Source organism: Pantoea sp. LMR881 (genome assembly GCF_027157825.1).
In the GTDB taxonomy this organism is placed as follows: Bacteria; Pseudomonadota; Gammaproteobacteria; order Enterobacterales; family Enterobacteriaceae; genus Pantoea; species Pantoea haifensis.
The window spans coordinates 142,428-160,638 of record NZ_JAPVOK010000006.1 but is presented as its reverse complement, the minus strand read 5'-3'; the positions used below and the strand labels follow the sequence as shown (position 1 = coordinate 160,638).

Here is an 18,211-nt window from a genome sequence, read left to right as displayed (position 1 = left end):
TGCTTGTTTGATTTGTGGCTGGACTCAAATTAACGTTAGTGCATCTTTTAATTTTTACTCAAACCTCTCATCTTTTCTCCTTATTACCACGCGCGGGCTTCCCGGACTAAGTAAAGCGTCTGTGAGGGCGAACCGACAGCGACAAACCGGGTTGTCACGCTTACCGTTTCTATCCTTATAAAATCAAGGGACGCCGATGTCTGCTCATCACATAAGTTAATATAATGAGCATTATATGAAGCCATGACAGCGCAACGGAACGGGTAAGATAACTGCAAGCAAAACGGTGTAGATAACTGACCCTTAAATGACGCCGCTACGCGAATTCTGGAAGCATGAGCAGAGGGATAACCCGTCAGAACTGGCGTAGCGCGATCAATTCTTAACGAGCCGGATTACGAGCAGATATGACAGAAATTATACAATCCAGTGCCGTGCTTCCACTGACGGCTATCAGAGAAGATCTGTCCGCGCAGCTTGAGGCATTTGTGCAAGACCGTGAGGCGTTTTCACCGAATACCTGGCGTCAGTTACTCAGCGTAATGCGCATCAGTTATCAATGGGCGCAAAAAATAGCCGCAGCTTTCTGCCGATGACGTCAGATGATTTACGTGACTATCTCACCTTTTTACAGGCCAGTGGCCGGGCTTCTTCAACTATCTCTACCCACGCTTCACTGATCTCAATGTTACACCGTAACGCGGGGATTCAGCCGCCGAATACCTCACCTCTGGTGTTCCGCACCCTTAAAAAAATCAACCGCACAGCGGTAGTGGCAGGTGAACGAACCGGACAGGCTGTGCCGTTCCGGCTGGCAGATTTGATGAAGCTGGATGCACTCTGGTCTGTATCAACACGCAAGCAGGACGTCCGTAATCTGGCCTTTTTACATGTGGCCTACAGCACGCTTTTGCGCGTCAGTGAACTGGCACGTTTGCGGGTGCGAGATATCAGCCGGGCTGAAGATGGCCGAATCATTCTCGACGTAGCATGGACTAAAACCATTGTGCAAACCGGCGGCCTGATCAAAGCACTGAGTGCCCTCTCATCACGTCGTCTGACGAAGTGGATTGCCGCTGCGGGTTGGCGGGTGAACCTGATGCTTTCATTTTTTGTCCGGTTCATCGTTCAGACAAGGATCGTTAACACAGAGCGCCCGATGAGCACGCCGGCACTTGAAGAGATTTTTGCACAGGCACGGCGCGCTGCGGGGCCTGTTAAGCCGGTGAAAACCAATAAAAATCGTTATCGCGGCTGGAGCGGACACAGCGCCCGGGTGGGCGCGGCACAGGATATGGCAAAAAAGGGTATCCGGTGGCGCAAATCATGCAGGAAGGCACCGAAAAAGCCCGAAACGTTGATGCGCTACATTCGAAATGTTGATGCACACAAAGGGGCGATGGTTGATTTGATGGAACAACAGCAATCCGATACACCGTGAGCCTGCTTTAGTCTGGTGAAAATGCGCAGCTAAAGAATGAGCTTTTCATCGGGTCAGGCAGGTACACCGCCCGTAACGCATCACATCCTGACAGTTGTCTATACCAGCACGGGTTATCCACAGAAAATGGGGACAGCCTGTGTATAGAAAAAGTATGAAATCACCTAATCTTGCCTGAACCGTATCGCGGTGCGCTTTTACTGTTCACTTGTATCAGGTCGTATCGCACTGCCTGACGGGTTTTAAAGCATTATCAGGGCGCTTTTTGAGTGACAGTGTAACGCATATTGACTTCTCCGTTTTTATCTCGCCTTAGCTTGTTTACAGCGAAAATGCCATTCCCGTCACTGATAACGTTCATGGCTGGCCCGAACGCTCTCCTTGCGTTGCAAGCGCCTGTTTTTATCATTAACTGTGCTTTACTGTAACCATGGAAAGACGAAAATTTTTAATAAAAACAGCAGACACAAAACCAGAGGCTGAGCAGCCTCTGCGGTCACCTTTGATGCAAAGTATCAAGGCGTTTGGCGCGCTGTTAATTCTGGCTGTGTTGTCAATTAATGCGTGGTCACTTAGCCAGTCCTGGCAAAGAACTGTCAGAACAGCAGAAGAAACGGCAATTAACCTTTCTCTCTCTCTCAGGCGCGACAGGCAGAAGATACTTTTCTCCAGACTGAAATTACGCTCAGAGAGTTGCAGCGAGACGCAGGATGAGATCTCCACTGGCGTAAATGGCGACAGCCTTAGTCTTATTATGCGTGATTTGAAAAGCCGTTTGCCGCAACTGCACGGCCTGTTCTATTACGATGCCAATGGCAAATGGATTGCGACCTCTGCTCAACCGGTACCAGCAGGAATAAATAACGCCGATCGCGAGTACTTCTCATACCACCGCAACAATCCCCGCAACAGCGTCATATCGGCCCTGTTATTCGAAGCCGCAGTACCGGTGATCTTGTTATTCCGTTTCAATGCGGGTTAACAGTATGGGCGGCGGTTTTGAGGGCGTTCTGCTGGCCACCATCAAAGTAGACTATTTCAGACGTTACTATGCTTATTATGAGATGGGTAAACGTGACGTTTTGGTGTTAATGCTCGCCGATAGCACCGTACTTTATGCTCGCCCTATGCCAGACAGCTACATTGGTAAAAATCTCTCTTCAAGCTGGCTGTTTCGTGAAATGTTAATGAAGTCCGATCGTGGCAGCGGACAATGGAGTGCGGCGCTTGACGGGCAAAAGCGAATATTTGGCTTCGCCCGCTCAGATCGCTATCCTCTCGTTGTTGCGGCGGGCTGCGACAGACGAAACCTGATTCAGCAGTGGATGAAAAGTCGGGTGCAGGATGTCACGCTTAATCTTGCGTTACTGGCAGGTATTCTGGCGATGGGATCTTTATCCTGCGCCAGGTAAGAATGAATTTGCGTTATCAGGCTCAGCTTGCTCAGTTACGTGACGAACTCACCGTCCTGAACAGCAATCTGAAGGCCATGGCAATGGTGGATGGCCTGACAGGACTGGCGAACCGCAGGCAATTTGATGTGTATTTAAAAGAGTCTCTTTACGCTCAGCGGTCAGTGGCCATCCTGTATCTCTGATTACGATAGATGTGGATTTTTTCAAGCGTTACAACGACGTTTATGGGCATGTGAGCGGCGATGAATGTCTTCGCCTGGTGGGCGAGATCATTAAAACTCTGGCTCATCGCTTTCAGGATCTGTGGTGCCCGCTATGGTGGAGAAGAGTTTGCCATTATTTTGCCGGAGACGGCGTTAAATGACGCTTACAGCGTGGCTCAAAAAGCGGTTGAAGCGGTGCGAAGCCATAAAATAGGCCATGCGGCGAGCGATTTTCCGGCTAAAGTTGTCACTATCAGCGCGGGCTGTGCCGCATTAACCGGCAGTGGCAATGACGCTGATATACAGCAGTTACTGACGCAGGCTGATGCTGCACTCTATCAGGCCAAGCATAAGGGAAGAGACCAGGCCTCACTATAACGTCTGCTGACAGAGGGTTAGCAGGTACGAAAACGTAGCCACAGAAAACGGGAACAGCCTGTGCATGTAAAGGGGTTAAATCAGGCGACTGCCTTTTACCCGCTCAGGAAAACATTCAAGTAGCCATTCAATGAAAACCCGCAGGCGATGCGTAACGTGTCGGTTTTGCGGGTAAACAACATGAAAGGATAAGTGGCTGGTCGCCATGCTGGCAGGATTTCTACCATTAACCCATTTTGTATCGCTGGAGCCAGCGCGTAAGTAAAGGTTTGAATAATCCCTAATCCCGCCAGCGCGGCAGCAAGATGCGCGTTGCTTTCATTAACGCCAATGCGGTGCTCTGTTTTAATCTCCACTTTCTCTCCGTCTCGTTCGAAACGAAACGGCGTCGCCCGGCCTGTTTGGGGAGAGGTAGCTGACGAGCCTGTGGCCGTTTTTGAGTTCTTCCGGATATGCCGGTACGCCAAAAGATTTGAGGTAACCCGGCGTGGCGCAGGTAATCAGATGCGCATCACCGAGATGACGGGCAATCATTGTGGAGTCATTAAGAGCGCCGCCTCTAATGACACAGTCAACGTTGTCGCTGATGAGATCGACCGGGCGATCCGACACGCCAAGATCCATCCTGATGTCGGGATAGCGTGACAGAAAATCGGGCAGGAGTGGAATGAGTACTTCCCTTGCCGTTGAGCCTCCGACGTCAACACGTAAGTGCCCGCGGGGTTTACTCCGCACTGAACTGAACGAAGTGTCAATATCTTCTAAATCCCGTAAAACGCGCGTTGTTTTTTTCATAATAATCCCACCCTCGGGCGTAACTGTTACCCGCCGCGTGGTACGTTGCAACAACCTGATCCCCAGATGTGCCTCCAGCTCCTGCACCATTTTGCTCAGCGTTGCGTTGGGCATGTTTAAGGAATCTGCAGCGCGCGTAAAATTTCCTGCTTCCACAACGCGCGCAAATGCCCGAATCGCCATTAACTGATCCATGCTTTTCCTCACTTAAGGTTGATTATCCACACAGGTGAATAGTGATTCTTATTTTACATAATTTATCTATAACCGTCCCTTGTTTACAGTGATCCCATTCCCGGCAAGTAAGCGACTGACTGCTAGCGCCATCTGCCAGGACAACATAACGTCATCACTTAATCTGGAGAGAATCATGAATAAGCCACTTAGCGGAAAAATTGCCCTTGTTACCGGTGGAACCAGTGGGATTGGCCTGGCCTCAGCGCAGGAGCTGGCAGCACAAGGCGCGCAGGTTTTTATTACGGGGCGTCGTCAGCAGGAACTGGATGCCGCCGTCTCTGCCATTGGCCCGACAGCGTTGGGTATTCGCGCCGATGCTTCTGTTCTTTCCGATCTGGATAGGGTGTATGCACAAATCGCTCAACGTAGTGGACGACTGGATATACTTTTGCCAATGCAGGCGGTGGCGACATGCAGGCACTGGGCGCGATTACTGAAGAACATTTTGATCGCATTTTCGCAACCAATGTTCGCGGCGTGTTATTCACAGTGCAGAAAGCTCTGCCGTTACTGACTGAGGGGGCGCGTCGGTGATCCTGACGGCTTCCACTACGTCAGTGCAGGGAACCGCCGGATTTAGCGTTTATAGTGCCAGTAAAGCTGCTGTTCGTAACTTTGCACGTTCGTGGGCGCTGGATCTCAAAGATCGAGGTATTCGTGTCAATGCCGTCAGTCCGGGACCGGTGCGCACGCCGGGTTTAGGAGAGCTCGTGAGTGAAGAACACCGACAGGGATTATTCGATGCGCTGGCGGCGCAGGTACCTTTAGGCCGACTGGGTGAACCGCAGGAAATTGGCAAAGTAGTGGCATTTCTCGCCTCAGATGCAGCCAGTTTTATCAACGCAACAGAGATGTTTGTTGATGGAGGCATGGCTCAGGTTTAACAGGCCGGACGCACCTTATATTCACCGGGCAGGCAGAAACAACATTACCGTTTCTGCCTTTTGTCTTAATGTAAATAGTTTTACGTCACTGTTAGTGATCGGGTGCTGTTTTTTTGATCTTCTGTCTAAAGCCGGTTACCGCGCAGCCGATAACTCAAATTATTACAACACCTGCACACAGCGATTATGTTAACAATAAATCATAATGAAACCGCCGCGCTATCGAATAAAACGCGCAAAACAAACTCGTCAGAGCTGGCAAAGTCCATTGAGCGCCTCTCATCGGGGTTACGCATTAATGGCGCAAAAGATGATTCGGCGGGACAAGCGATTGCTAATCGTATGACCGCTAATATCAATGCAGACAGCGTGGTCGCGCGCGGTCTGGATGATGCTATCAGCTACTCACAAACCGCCGAAGGCAGCTTAAGTCAGGTAAGTCAGTTACTTATCCGGGCCAAGAGTCTGGCTATCCAGGCGGCGAATGGCACGATGTCAGAATCAGACCGGCAAAGCATTGATAATGAATACCAGCAAATCCTCGCAGGTATCAATGATATTGCCAGTCAGACTGAGATATTTGGCCAGTATCCTCTGGCAACCGACTCACCGGAAATGCCACCCGTTCTGTTGGGGAACGTGGAGCCGATTAACACCAAATTTCCGGTGCCGGGCCAGAATTACTCTTTCAACTCTGGGGTCGTGCCGTTAGCGTATATTCCGCTGGCGCCACCAATATCACCATCACCATTGACGCTTTGGGACAAGATGATGATTTGCAGCTGTTTACCCGTGATGGTAAGCATCTGGTGGGTACGCCAATAGACGGAAGCGATCCGGATTACACCTGGTCAGTAAAGGTATTACTGACGATGCTTCTGCTACGACTAAATTACTCACTACCAGTAATGGCTTTTGCCAGTGGTGCCACCTATGATGATTCGCAATTAATCACAGGTGGTGCCACCTGGCGTTGAATGGCAGCGATACGCTTAGCTATAACGGGATGAATATCAGTTATAGCGGTGACGGTGACCGTTATGAAGATGTTGCTGCAGGTGAGTTTAACGACGGGACGAACGGCGCTAACCGGCAGGAACGTATCACCCTTGATAACGTCAGTGAAGATCTGATTGTCGTCGTCGTCGGGAATGGTTCATTTACCAGTAATCTGACCCGGGGAACATTGCCGCAGCCGACGGTTACGCCGACGGTTCCGCCTAAACAGAGCCGGCCATTTGACGTAGTGACCAGTGCCAGCTTTGGTCAGCAGGTGCAGTCCGATACTATCGAGCCGACGCCAACAGATACGAAATCCTTAGGATTAAGTAATACCAGCCTGATTTCTGATGCATCTGTTTCAACCGCCATGAATGCATTAGACGCGGCGCTGGATAAAGTGAGCAGCTATCGCTCAACTTATGGTGCAAAGATAAACCGCTACACGTCTAATAAAACGGTTTTGGCGCAGCAGAATACCGCGACGCAGGCAGCCCGAAGCCGCATTCAGGATGCTGATTATGCGCTGGAAGCGAGCCGGTTAGCCAGGGCGCAAATTCTTGAGCAGGGACAAAACGCCGCGTTGAAGATTGCCAACCAGACGCCGCAAGCCGTGTTATCGCTGCTCAACAGTTAAGGATTTTGAACGCATGGAAGAAATGGATTTTTAATAGCGGTGCTGTTGCTTCAGCACCGCTGTCTGAGCGGCTTCTGGTATTCTGTGGGGAGCTTCGATACGGCGTACCACTCAAACGATCTCAAGAAGCGTCTTCTGTATCTTTAATCGGTTTTATCACACTTCTCTTCATAGCGATGATAATGGCTTAAAAACCATTCAGGGATATCGATTCCTGTCGGGGCTCATGCGGTTAATGCACAGGTGATACAACAAATCATCAACCGGGGCATTAGCGTTTATTCGGGTACTAAGGTAGTAAACCGCCCTCATAATTCCCTTTAACATATGCAGATAAAAATTTCAGCGGACTCTGCAAGATGTCACGCAGCCGTCTCCGGGGTATCTGTGGCCCCTGCTGCTGAACGAACTGCTTCTGCATGTTGTGACGTGAAAGGTAAGAGAGGCGTATTAGTTACAACAATCGTTAACGTGAAAAACAGACTCCCGGCCTAAGGCCGGGGCCGGCCGCCTTTTCAGGAGGGTCAATCCTGGCGCGTGTGCGAGGTTTGTACAGCGTGGCTCAGGATGGGCAGAGTGTTTCCGGTGTGCACCAAAATCATGATCAGGATGAGCTTTGTCGTTTCTGTGGAATGCGGGTGTCGGCAACATAAATTAGTGGATGCTGTAACTAAATGCCGCTTTATCCTGTTATGGTATCGCACGTTAACAAACGCGCCCCGGCTGTATGTTACTGATCGCCTGATTTTTCAAGATAAAAAATCAAAAAGATGCCCGGACTGTTTTCAATTTCTAATGCCGTATAGGTGTAGTAATGGAGCACGCCGTTATCATCAATGATGGCTTTGTTTCCTGCTCCCACGCGGCTGACATCGTGCTGTTCCCACATTTCACGAAACAGGGTACTTCTGGACATCAGGTCAGTAATGACATTTTCAAACACATGAGTATTGCCCGCGGCCGCCTGATATGATCGAAATGAAGCAAGGGTATGCTTCGCCGCTTTTCCCAGTGCGCTATCCGCTTGCGGTAATCCTCATTAATAAACATCAGTTTTAGGGAATTTCTTTCTGACTCTGGGATCACTGACCAGTCAAAAATCTTGTCCCGAACAGCGTCGTTCCAGTAAAGAATATCCATATTGGCACGCCGGACAAAAGCCGGGTGAGGATGCAGGGCATCAACCATTGCCATCACTTCAACAGAGAGATCAGACAGATTTTGCGTCAGCTGCCCGCCCCCAAAAATAACGGCGTTGAGATATTGCTGCTCAACATCCGTTAACTGAAGCACTTTACCAATACGGTTAAGTGCAGCCGGTGAAATCCGGATATCCCTTCCCTGCTCCAGCCACGTATACCAACTGACACTTACCGCAGCCAGCTGCGCTACTTCTTCTCTGCGCAATCCTTTAACACGCCGGTTAAGTGAGCTAAATCCGTACTCCTCTGGGTTTAATTTTGCCCGGTGTTTTAAAAGGAAGCTTTTTATATCGGTATGTCTGGGCACAAATGTTCCTGAGTATGACCTGTAATCACAGGATAACGTCTCCTCTTTTCACCTTTCATACAGCGTTTATTATTGTCGCCGCCGCTGAGGGTAAAGAGGATTTTCACTTTTCATTTTCATCAGTGCCGATGATAACAGCTACCGCAAGGCCGGGCATCTTGTGCCAGGCCAGACAATATTACAGACGTGACCGGATAACTTTAAGAATGAACGACAGCCGTACAAATAATTTCATCATTATGCTCACCGGTATTTTAACGCTGGTAACCGTGATGGGCATCGGCCGCTTTTCACTGACACCCCAGATCCCCTTAATGATAGGGGACGGCTATCTCACCCTGTCTGGTGCAGGAATAGTGGCCGCGATGAATTACATTGGCTATTTAGCCGGAGCCATACACGTCAGCCGGATGAAACAGGGTCATGCCTTTTTTCTCAAAGCAGGCATTTTGGCAACGGTGCTCGTAACGCTGCTTTCAGGCACGACCTCTTCGTTTATCCTTCAGTGCCTGTTCCGTCTCGTTGCAGGCGCAGGGGTGCCTGGGCACTGATTATAGTGACTTCATGGACGCAGCTCAGGCTGGGTAACAATAATGCGCCCCGCCTCTCTGCGGCCGTTTTTACTGGTCCCGGCGTCGGGATCACGCTAACCGGTGTGCTGGCATGGTTGATGGCTTGCTTTCACTTCAGTTCCTCTTACGCCTGGTATATCTATGGTGCTGTGGCACTGATTATTAGTCTGTTGATCTGCCGTGCGCTTCCGGCTGAATTTGGTCCGGTCAGCGCCCATGCTGACCTGCATCCACCCGTTAGCAAGGAATTGAAAAAAGCTGGTGGTTATCTACTCTCTGGCCGGGTTCGGTTACATTCTGCCGGCCACCTTTCTTGCTCAGATGGCCCACAGCGCCTTCCCGGAAGGGGATCTGGCCGCCTTTTTCTGGCCCCTGTTCGGCCTGTCTGCTGTAGCCGGAGTGGCGCTGGTGATTCTTTTGCGGCGCGCTTCAATACGCAGCGTTGTCTGGCGGCCGCAATGATGCTGCAGGGTGTTGGCGTGGCGGCCTCAGTGGTTATGCAGAGCACTGCGGGCCTTTTACTCTCCACTGTGTTAACCGGGCTGGGATTTCTTTCAATTATGCAGCTGACAATGCGTTTCGCTCGTGAGATTTCAACAGGCTCACTGGCCCGAATGGTCGGCTTACTGACTTCTGGTTATGCAACCGGGCAGCTGGCCGGTCCGCTGCTCTCTTCAGCAAGCGTGGCGGTGTCTGGTACGTTAAATGAGGCCATTATCCTGGCGGCGGCAGGGCTTATTGCAGGCGGGGTTAGCGTCATGACACTCATCCAGCCGGGGAAAAGCAACGCTTAAGGCTAAAAACAACCTGGCTCTTCCCATTTTAAGGAAGAGCCATTGACCAGACCGGTAACTGTTATCATCAATCAGCTACAGAAAGAGAAAGGTTTGCACTCTCTTTTGTGCTGCCCATGCAAAGAGTGCAGAAGCAATCAGAAGAACCAGTCCAAGCGCAAAAGGACTCCACCAACCGACAGCATCAAACAGAATCCCGCCCAGGCCTGCTCCGACAGTAATCGCCAGCTGGATAGTGGCCACCATCAGCCCGCCGCCCGCTTCAGCATTTTCTGGCAAGGCTTTACTGAGCCAGAGTCCCCACGCTACCGGCGCTGGCGTAGAAATCAGGCCCCATGCGGCCAGTAAAATCGTTACAACCATAAAAGAAGCGCCCGCCCCGATAAGCAATCCCGCTATCAGCGCCATGGCAAGCGGTATCGCGATCAGGTATGCGTAAAGGCCTCGTTGCAATAAATGCCCGATAAACCCGGTGCCAGCCAGTCCAAAAATACCCAAAGCTAACAGCATTAGTGAAAGTTGCGTCACCGAAACCCGCGTGATCTCCTCCAGAAAAGGGCGCAGGTAAGTGAAAATGGCAAACTGCCCCATAAACAGGAACATAATGCCTGTCATTCCCAGCGCCACCTGTGGCATGCGAAGTAAAGAAAAGGGTTAGCCGAATGGCTTTTTGCTGTAGTCGCTGGCATCAGGGGAATGCTGCGCCACTGCCAGATAAAAGCCATAACAGCCAAAGGCACCACAATGAAAAAGATCCTCGCCAGCCGATATACTGGCCCAGAAAACTGCCTAGTGGTGCAGCAACGGTGGCTGCCAGCGCGTTACCGCCATTAATCAATGCCAGCCCTTTGGCGACGGCATGAGCGGGGATCAGACGCATCACGGTGGCCGTCGACATTGACCAAAAACCACCGATAGCAACACCCAACAGCGCACGTCCCGCCATAAAGGTTATACCATTGGTCGCCAGCGTTACCATCAGGCCTGAAATCGTCAGCAGAAAAGTGAAGCTCAGCAGGACTTTTTACGATCGATATGCCCTGTAAGCGGTGTGTTCAGCAGACTGGTAATCACTGCGAACAGCCCCGATACTGAAATGGCCTGACCCGCATTTCCTGGCTGAGGCCTAGATCGTCAGCAATCGGTGTCAGCAGGCTTACCGGCATAAACTCCGAGGCAATAAGAACAACCACCCCGAGCGTCATTGAAAAGATGGCTCCCCATGCGGGATGATGGCTGACGTGTGTTTTATTGTCTGAAGTGGCAGGCGCTGTAGGCATTTTTTCTGTTCCGTTAAAAATTCAGCACCCAGTTTAAAACAGTTTGATAGCTTTGATTATCCAGGGTAATTTTTAAGTACTTTGAATTTTACTCAACAATAAGCGTCTCCGTTATGAATGACATCCTGGCTTTTCTGGCAGTGGCTAAAGAACAAAGTTTTACCAAAGCATCACGTACTCTTGGCGTTACGCCTTCTGCACTGAGCCATACGGTAAAGCATCTTGAGGAAAGGCTGGGAGTGAGGTTACTTGCCCGCACAACACGTAATGTTGCCCCCACTGAAGCGGGAGAACGGTTATTACAGTCAGTTGGTCCACTTTTTGAGCAGATAAACACAGAAATCGACAGAATCGGTGAAATGAGAGATAAGCCAGCCGGAAATATTCGCCTGACCTGTTCAGATGATGCGGCTGAACAATTACTGCGGCCTGTTTTACCTGCGTTTTTCCGCCAGTATCCAGACATCAACGTAGAAATTTGTATCGATTATGGTTTTACCAATATTGTCAGTGAACGCTTTGATGCCGGTATACGCCTCGGTGAATCAATCAGCCTTGATATGATTGCTGTTCGCCTCGACCGGACTGGCGCCTGTCAGTGGTGGGCTCGCCTGATTATTTCAGCCATAATCCAAAACCTCATCACCCACAGGCGTTAACCACTCACAATTGCATAAACATTCGACACGCTATTGGTGGAAGTGCTTATGCCTGGGAGTTTGAGAAAGATGAGCGAAAAATCAACGTCCGGGTTAATGGCCAGTTCACCGCAAACAGTAACATTCATATCCTCAACGCTGCCCTTGACGGCATCGGCCTGGCGTATCTTCCTGATTATATGGTAGAAGAGCATATTAAAGAGGGGCGTCTTATTGAGGTTCTGGCAGACTGGAGTCCCTATTTCGAGGGCTATCATCTCTATTATCCTCACAGAAGAAATACGTCTTCGGCCTTTTCTGTCTTTGTCGAGGCCGTGAAATATCAGGGGCAACGCACCGCGTCTTAATAAGAGATGATGCCCCTGATACAGATAAATAAAGGCGAGTATGACACCGCTCCGATCACGTCACGCCTTTTGGTCAGTTGATTCCTTTTGTCCAGACTTCGCAACCTGTGCCCGGTAAGGTATAGTCCGCTTTTTTACGGAGGAACCATGCTGATCAACTCATCTATTCGCCTTAACAAATACATCAGCGAGAGCGGGATCTGTTCTCGTCGTGAAGCCGATCGCTACATTGAACAAGGGAATGTTTTTATTAACGGCAAACGGGCCGCGATTGGCGATCAGGTATCAGCTGGCGATGTGGTAAAAGTTAATGGTCAGCTTATTGAGCCACGTAATGAAGACGATCTGGTATTGATTGCGTTAAATAAACCGGTTGGCATTGTCAGTACCACCGAAGAGGGTGAAAAAGACAATATTGTTGATTTTGTGAATCACAGTAAACGAGTCTTCCCTATTGGCCGCCTGGATAAAGATTCTCAGGGGCTGATTTTCCTGACCAATCACGGCGATTTAGTGAATAAAATCTTACGCGCCGGCAACGATCATGAAAAAGAGTACATGGTGACCGTCAACAAACCCGTGACTGATGAGTTCATCCACGGTTTGGGTGCCGGTGTGCCAATGCTCGGAACGGTTACCAAAAATGCAAGGTGAAGAAAGAGGCACCCTTTGTGTTTCGTATCACGCTGGTGCAAGGGCTTAACCGTCAAATTCGCCGTATGTGCGAACATTTTGGTTATGAAGTTACCAAACTTGAGCGTACCCGCATTATGAACGTCAGCCTGAAAGGCTTGCCTTTGGGTGAATGGCGAGATTTAACAGACGATGAATTGATCGGGTTGTTTAAACTGATTGAAAATTCAACATCTGGAAGTGAAAAAGCAAAAAACGCCCGCTAAGGCGGTAGCTAAAAAGCCGGGTAATAGCGGCCCCAAAAATGCTGAAAAATCGGCTGGCAACCTCGCCTCTCGCAAACGTTTTACTCAGCCTGGGCGGAAGAAAAAGGGCCGCTAAGCACGCCATTCGTTCTGTACAGGTAATTGTCCGTTGCAAGAAAACGTCCGGTTGAAGAAGTGTCGCCGGTATAGCTTTCACTGTTACGTGCCGCCATGCTCCGTGCGGCACGGCTAATAATCTCAGCCGGAAATTTAGATTCCGTTAAATATCACGACACGCCTTCTGCGACATTAAGAACGGTTAATCTACTGTTGGCGTGAAAATGACTGTTAGCTTTTCGCGATAATGCCCGGCGTTTTATCCTTTACCAAAAATTTATTGACACTGAGCTGTAACGGCGCTGGTATACAGAGCACTGGTGTAGTAATACCCGGTAGCCTGACCGGACGAATTTTATTCTGATTGATCTGTGTCCAGACGATGTTCTGATTATTCATTACCTTTCTTAGCCTGAGAAATATTCAGTTCCTTCGCCAGAGAGCCGGTTGTAGCAGCCTCTTTTCCGTTAGGGAAAAGCACGGCGGTAGTGAAATCAGCAGGTGTCGTGTCGCTCAAGGCCTGACCACCCCAGCTTACTGCCGGAGGAATAGTGTTGGTAGTAGCACCGGCATTATTAACCAACTGCGGCGCGGTAACTAACTTCATATGAATAGCACCCGCTGAGGCGCTCATTGCATTTGACCCAATCCTGGTCATCATAGAGACCGGGGATAAACCAGTCCCTGAAACATATTTCATCTCAACAGATTTTGGTAAGGCACTACCATCAGATAGCGTCATATCAATTGTCGGGTCAACGTTCGCCGTGACAGTGATATCTTTCTGAACGGCATAAGCTGAACCTGTCAGGCAAACAAAAAGCAGCAAAAGTGAGAGGTTTAGTAATATAAGTTTTCCATGTATTCTTTTTAATTCAGACGTAATGTCATACAGAAATTCATTATTTATCAACAATTTGGTTGCAATGTGTTTAGCAAAAAATAAACGTTACTTTCATTTGATTAACATTAAACACTCGTTGGCCTTGTTTTTTCCAAGCCAGCTTTTGTATTTAATGATTATTTTTCCTTGTTTTTTTATTAATGGTAAATGATATTACCTCCCAGGAAATAAATTTATATTATCAGTTTTCCATTGACATGCTGTTTCAGGCTTACCTTGATGGCTTAATCCAACATCAATGATTTTTATCCGCTGATTACCCTTATTTTCTAACTTCTTGTGATCTTTAGTCAGAGAAGTGGAAATTTGCGGATTGCGTGGAGGAACAGTAACCAGAATTCCCAAACAAGATTTACACTGACATCTGTCGTAATCTTTTACCGGCATTACTCAATGCAGGATCATCCGGTGATGGTACGCCTTCAAACATCACGCGATATATTTGTTCTGTTTCAGGTATATTCATTGACACGAAACGAATAAGTTTGCTACTTCCTCCGGGAATAGCCGATTTCGGTGGCATGACAACCAAATCACTTCCCTTTCCGGGTTTAATTTCAATCTCTTTTTCATCTGGCGCCCCCGGACTGATAATCTTAAACACCTTTGTTTGCACAAACTGCACGTCCCGTGATTTTGATATTAATCGTACACTCCTTCACCTTTTTCATTAAGACCAACGACCATAGGGTAAACAGTCATATTTGCCTGAGCAGCAAAAAAAAAATTGACAACACCATGAATAACATATGACGCAATCCATTTATATTCATTTTAACTTTTTAATAACCGTAAAATTTTTTCTCTATCCGTGTTGTTTTTGGGGTTTTATATTTCACCGCTAACGAGCGATCTGTATTTTGAGTTCCGGAAAAATTAAATCAACTTTAAGTGAGTTATTTAACAGGAATTTAAGTGAAAAACAGAAGGCAACAAAAAACCATAAAAAAGCAAATTAACTCTCCTTAATAAATTACAAGCTCTTAAAAGGAGTGTTTGAGAAAATCATGGCCTGCTATATACAGCTTCAGGATTAAGCGTGCAGGGCATTTTTACTTATCCCTGTGGCAACTGCCTTTCTCTGAACGGACCGATCTGGATTAGATTTGAAATGTTGCAGATATGTTTTTTGTTATTTTTTGATTATCATTCCAGACAAAAACCGAAAATGACGATAACAGAGGCAAAGACAATGACGGAACGTAAGGGTAGGGTAATTGGGGTTATCAGCGAGGAGCTGACTCATCCCTGCGTTGTGAAGATGCTGAACGAAGTGACCCACCAGCTTAATACTCGTGGCGCTCTGACGCTGCTGCTGAATGTCGACTCGCCAGAGAATCGTCAGTCAGTTATGCACTTTATGACGCAGCAACCGATTGATGGCGTGCTGGTCGTTTCGACTGTTTATCGTGACGCGCTAAACGCAGCCGCTGAAGCGTTATCTTCAACCCTGATGCATCTGTGCAGCAGCTCTGATCATAACAATCCCCGGGTTGTCACTGCTGATGACTACACTGCCGGGGAAGAAATTGCGCAACTGATGCTGTCGCAGGGGCACCAGCGTTTTGGCTACATGCAGGGATATGAACGCCTTTCTTCACCCTTGCGACGAATGAAGGGCTTTGCCGCCGGTTTAGAAGCGGCAGATAAAACAGCAAAGGTACTGGTGGCGGGCAGTCACGATCGCGAGCTGGCCTACCAGGCAATGATGGCTTACCTGAAGCGTACCCGGGCATCGGAGCGCATTGAGGCACTCTTTGCGAAAATGATCTGCTGGCATTTGGCACGATGCAGGCAATTCGTGATTTTGGTCAGGGGACGCATATTGCTGTAGTGGGCTTTGGCGATATTGATGAAGCGCGCACATCAACCTGGCACCTGACAAGCTGGTCACAGCATAACGACTTACTGGTGACAGAGGCTCTCAACCGGTTACTGGACAACCGTTATGATGAGAATGGCCTATGGCGGCGAGGTGAACTGCAAATTCGGCACTCGCATCTGGGTAAAGAAGTGCCGGGAGAAATGGCACAATGTGGATGTGCCAGCCGTCACTGATGCAGAAAGCCAGCACAGGAGCACTCGCTGTGCTGGCTTTTATAGCTGCGCTTCACTGAATTTTTACCCGCTTTTACCGCTGCTTAAAACGTTGCATTCAAACCCACATTCCAGGTGACTTCATTATATTCACTGACGCCCCCACCGCAGAAACCGCCGCAAAGGCACTTACCGTCTGACCAAGCGGTACGTTCGCACCGACAGCCATATCCAGCCAGTTTTCGTCGCGCGCTTCGCCGGAACGACTGAACGACGTGCGTGTGGATTTTAACCCCGCCGTCACGGGTGAGTCAGTATCACCGAATTGATGGTTATAACTGACCTGCGCCCACGGATTGACCGACAGCTGCTGAGTATCAATGCGCCAGCCCAGCGAACCGATTTGAGAATGAGTGGTCTGATCGTAATAGCGCATCGCGCTGCTGCTGTTACCCTGCTCCTGATAGCCGCCAACGCGAGCATAGTCAAGCGCATAACTGGCAACGGGGCCAGTTGTGACATAAGAACCCAACGGCAAATCCCAGCCAGTTTGCACCCGTAACCCCAGTAGTTTGCCCCCGGTATTGCCCTGCTCAGTGCGGGTAGCGGGCCCCAGCTTTACCTGACGCTCAATGTCATCAAAATCCAAATCGGCATAGTGAATATCGGTGTTGATCCACCCTGATCCAGAATGCTTAACTGGCTCCACAGCGCCACCAGGTTACCACGTAAGCGGTAATCGTAACGGGATGAGGGCTGCTGGTGCTGATTCGCAGTAAAAGCAGTGCGCCCGCCTGCCAGTTTTCCGTTACCTGATATCCCAGACCCAGTGCCAGATTGGTCGTGGTAGCGTCGCCATCGTTCCAGGCGTCGCCTTTGCTGTTTGAATGCTGTCCCGCATAGCCACCAAAAACCGTGAGCTGGCCTGCGCTGGCAGGTCGATGGCGCTGCTGTTGCAAATGCCCATCCAGCGTATTATGTACGTCACGCACCATTGCCAGCGGGGATTGCGTCAGCGCCGCCACCTGCAGAGGCGCATCCAGCACTGACTGAATATAATCTGCGATAAGCGCATGCACCGCCGGGGAAGGATGTAAACGGTCAGCAAACAGATAGCTTTGTGCGCTGGAGAATCCAGGCGTAGATGAGGTACAGACTGAGGCTGAAACACCGGTTGGGCAAGCCATTCCCGCCGTGTTGCTGATGCCATAAAGAGCGGGATTGGCAATCACTTCACTAAATAAACCGTTAACATCAACCCGCACAATATTGCCCCGGGTAGCCACCAATCCACTCTCTTCAAGCTGGTTATAACGGTCGGTTAACGTTGCCGCCTGGTCGCTTATGGTTTGCCAGGCGGCAATCAGCTGTTGGGCCAGCGCATCACGCACGGCGGGAATGGAGGAAATTTCAGACGCCGCCTGCGTCAGCGCCGTTTCAATCGCCTGCTGGCGTGATGCGGCATCCGGCGTTACGGCGCTGTCAAGAGACTGGAACGCCGCCGCCAGTGCAGGTTCAGCGGCTGGCCCCAGCAGGCTGAGAATCGCTTCTGTCACTGCAGGCGTTGCGCCTACATCAGGAACGGTAGGCACAATCACTGCCCCCGCGCCTGCATCCAGTAACGTTTTTACCTGCGCGGCAGCCGCTGTTGCGCTGTTATCAACAATTTCCGTTGCGAACAGCGGACTGATGACCGCCGCAGCCAGATCGTTGCCACCGATCCAGTGAATATACAGACCATTGCTGTCAGCCCTTCCCCCATGGCGGTAAACCAGGCAGAAACCTGATCTTGCGTATTGAGATCCGGATTCAGTAAAGGCGTCGCTACCGCGCCTCCAGCGGCGTAGTTGCTTCCCCTGAGAAGAGGGAAGCAGCGTTTGTCCCATATTCTGAGCAAGGATTTCATCATAAAGCGGATGCGTAGCGCCATCCCAGGTGTAACGGCCAATATTACCGCCATCACTTAAGCTGTCGCCGAAAACGGTGAGACTATCCCATGCTGAAGCGGAAACCGGCATCAACAAAGCACTTAGCGTAGTAATAACCGCGAGGGAAGTGTGAGAGGACGCATTGGTATTATTCTTCATCATCAGCTCCGAATTAACAGTCAGACTGAAGCCCGCAA

General features: G+C 49.6%; 12 protein-coding genes and 8 pseudogenes. 11 read left to right on the top strand and 9 right to left on the bottom strand.

Features of this window, described 5'->3' with window-relative positions; genetic code table 11:
• Nucleotides 1-407 precede the first annotated feature (407 nt).
• The 3 genes and pseudogenes from O3W44_RS23600 to O3W44_RS25240 all read left to right on the top strand — a co-directional run bounded on the left by O3W44_RS23600 (nt 408) and on the right by O3W44_RS25240 (nt 3,437).
• Complete coding sequence (locus O3W44_RS23600) at nt 408-596, top strand: hypothetical protein (protein ID WP_269295085.1); 189 nt, start codon at nt 408-410, stop codon at nt 594-596.
• On the top strand, nt 560-1,441 hold the full coding sequence (locus tag O3W44_RS23595; protein ID WP_269295084.1) for a tyrosine-type recombinase/integrase: 882 nt from the start codon (nt 560-562) through the stop codon (nt 1,439-1,441). Before O3W44_RS23600 ends, O3W44_RS23595 begins: the two co-directional genes overlap by 37 nt.
• Before the next feature lie 505 nt (nt 1,442-1,946).
• A pseudogene (locus O3W44_RS25240) lies at nt 1,947-3,437 on the top strand (sensor domain-containing diguanylate cyclase).
• Nucleotides 3,438-3,512: 75 nt separating this feature from the next.
• Here O3W44_RS25240 and O3W44_RS23580 read toward each other — a convergent pair.
• A pseudogene (locus O3W44_RS23580) lies at nt 3,513-4,427 on the bottom strand (LysR family transcriptional regulator).
• Nucleotides 4,428-4,602: 175 nt separating this feature from the next.
• On the opposite strand from O3W44_RS23580, the pseudogene O3W44_RS23575 reads away from it, so the two are divergent.
• Together O3W44_RS23575 and O3W44_RS23570 are read left to right on the top strand one after the other, a co-directional pair.
• Nucleotides 4,603-5,353, top strand: a pseudogene (locus O3W44_RS23575) (SDR family NAD(P)-dependent oxidoreductase).
• Between the two features lie 186 nt (nt 5,354-5,539).
• A pseudogene (locus O3W44_RS23570) lies at nt 5,540-6,989 on the top strand (flagellin N-terminal helical domain-containing protein).
• A 730-nt stretch (nt 6,990-7,719) separates the two neighbouring features.
• Here O3W44_RS23570 and O3W44_RS23565 read toward each other — a convergent pair.
• A pseudogene (locus O3W44_RS23565) lies at nt 7,720-8,498 on the bottom strand (helix-turn-helix transcriptional regulator).
• Here O3W44_RS23565 and O3W44_RS23560 point away from each other — a divergent pair.
• A complete protein-coding gene (locus O3W44_RS23560) occupies nt 8,450-9,049 on the top strand; it encodes a YbfB/YjiJ family MFS transporter (RefSeq protein ID WP_269295081.1) in 600 nt (199 codons plus the stop codon). The pseudogene O3W44_RS23565 and the gene O3W44_RS23560 sit on opposite strands and share 49 nt — an antisense overlap.
• Nucleotides 9,050-9,054: 5 nt before the next feature.
• Nucleotides 9,055-9,864 (top strand): YbfB/YjiJ family MFS transporter, encoded by an 810-nt coding sequence (locus O3W44_RS23550; protein WP_442954696.1) that lies wholly within the window; start codon nt 9,055-9,057, stop codon nt 9,862-9,864.
• Between the two features lie 75 nt (nt 9,865-9,939).
• Here the strand turns inward: O3W44_RS23550 and O3W44_RS23545 are convergent.
• A pseudogene (locus tag O3W44_RS23545) lies at nt 9,940-11,144 on the bottom strand (MFS transporter).
• Between the two features lie 113 nt (nt 11,145-11,257).
• Here O3W44_RS23545 and O3W44_RS23540 point away from each other — a divergent pair.
• Both O3W44_RS23540 and rluF read left to right on the top strand, forming a co-directional pair.
• Nucleotides 11,258-12,150: pseudogene (locus O3W44_RS23540) on the top strand (LysR family transcriptional regulator).
• Nucleotides 12,151-12,297: 147 nt separating this feature from the next.
• A pseudogene (gene rluF, locus O3W44_RS23535) lies at nt 12,298-13,164 on the top strand (23S rRNA pseudouridine(2604) synthase RluF).
• Here the strand turns inward: rluF and O3W44_RS23530 are convergent.
• The 4 genes from O3W44_RS23530 to O3W44_RS23515 form a co-directional block, all read right to left on the bottom strand.
• A complete protein-coding gene (locus tag O3W44_RS23530) occupies nt 13,130-13,261 on the bottom strand; it encodes a hypothetical protein (protein WP_269295109.1) in 132 nt (43 codons plus the stop codon). The pseudogene rluF and the gene O3W44_RS23530 overlap by 35 nt on opposite strands.
• 115 nt (nt 13,262-13,376) lie before the next feature.
• Nucleotides 13,377-13,544, bottom strand: a complete 168-nt coding sequence (locus O3W44_RS23525) for a CfaE/CblD family pilus tip adhesin (RefSeq protein WP_269295080.1) — start codon at nt 13,542-13,544, stop codon at nt 13,377-13,379.
• Complete coding sequence (locus O3W44_RS23520; RefSeq protein ID WP_269295079.1) at nt 13,537-14,061, bottom strand: CS1 type fimbrial major subunit; 525 nt, start codon at nt 14,059-14,061, stop codon at nt 13,537-13,539. The genes O3W44_RS23525 and O3W44_RS23520 overlap by 8 nt, the downstream gene beginning before the upstream one ends.
• A gap of 340 nt (nt 14,062-14,401) precedes the next feature.
• Entirely contained in the window at nt 14,402-14,653 is a 252-nt protein-coding gene (locus tag O3W44_RS23515; protein WP_269295078.1) for a hypothetical protein, read from the bottom strand.
• Nucleotides 14,654-15,241: 588 nt separating this feature from the next.
• Between O3W44_RS23515 and O3W44_RS23510 the strand changes: the two genes are divergently transcribed.
• The gene (locus O3W44_RS23510; protein ID WP_269295077.1) at nt 15,242-15,883 is read left to right on the top strand and encodes a hypothetical protein; all 642 of its coding nucleotides are present in this window, start codon (nt 15,242-15,244) and stop codon (nt 15,881-15,883) included.
• Nucleotides 15,838-16,107 carry a hypothetical protein gene (locus tag O3W44_RS23505; protein ID WP_269295076.1) on the top strand — a complete coding sequence of 90 codons (270 nt, stop codon included), beginning with the start codon at nt 15,838-15,840 and terminating at the stop codon, nt 16,105-16,107. Before O3W44_RS23510 ends, O3W44_RS23505 begins: the two co-directional genes overlap by 46 nt.
• 97 nt (nt 16,108-16,204) lie before the next feature.
• Here the strand turns inward: O3W44_RS23505 and O3W44_RS23500 are convergent, their stop codons facing one another.
• Both O3W44_RS23500 and O3W44_RS23495 read right to left on the bottom strand, forming a co-directional pair.
• Entirely contained in the window at nt 16,205-16,795 is a 591-nt protein-coding gene (locus O3W44_RS23500; protein WP_269295075.1) for an autotransporter outer membrane beta-barrel domain-containing protein, read from the bottom strand.
• Entirely contained in the window at nt 16,782-18,176 is a 1,395-nt protein-coding gene (locus O3W44_RS23495) for an SGNH/GDSL hydrolase family protein (RefSeq protein ID WP_269295074.1), read from the bottom strand. Before O3W44_RS23495 ends, O3W44_RS23500 begins: the two co-directional genes overlap by 14 nt.
• Between the last annotated feature and the right edge of the window lie 35 nt (nt 18,177-18,211).

What these genes read in the sequence shown, in the direction of transcription:
- O3W44_RS23600 (WP_269295085.1), top strand. Translation starts at nt 408, where the DNA reads ATGACAGAAATTATACAATCCAGTGCCGTGCTTCCACTGACGGCTATC.
- O3W44_RS23595 (WP_269295084.1), top strand. Translation starts at nt 560, where the DNA reads ATGGGCGCAAAAAATAGCCGCAGCTTTCTGCCGATGACGTCAGATGAT.
- O3W44_RS23530 (WP_269295109.1), bottom strand. Translation starts at nt 13,261, where the DNA reads ATGGCGGCACGTAACAGTGAAAGCTATACCGGCGACACTTCTTCAACC.
- O3W44_RS23525 (WP_269295080.1), bottom strand. Translation starts at nt 13,544, where the DNA reads ATGAATAATCAGAACATCGTCTGGACACAGATCAATCAGAATAAAATT.
- O3W44_RS23510 (WP_269295077.1), top strand. Translation starts at nt 15,242, where the DNA reads ATGACGGAACGTAAGGGTAGGGTAATTGGGGTTATCAGCGAGGAGCTG.
- O3W44_RS23505 (WP_269295076.1), top strand. Translation starts at nt 15,838, where the DNA reads ATGCAGGCAATTCGTGATTTTGGTCAGGGGACGCATATTGCTGTAGTG.
- O3W44_RS23495 (WP_269295074.1), bottom strand. Translation starts at nt 18,176, where the DNA reads ATGATGAAGAATAATACCAATGCGTCCTCTCACACTTCCCTCGCGGTT.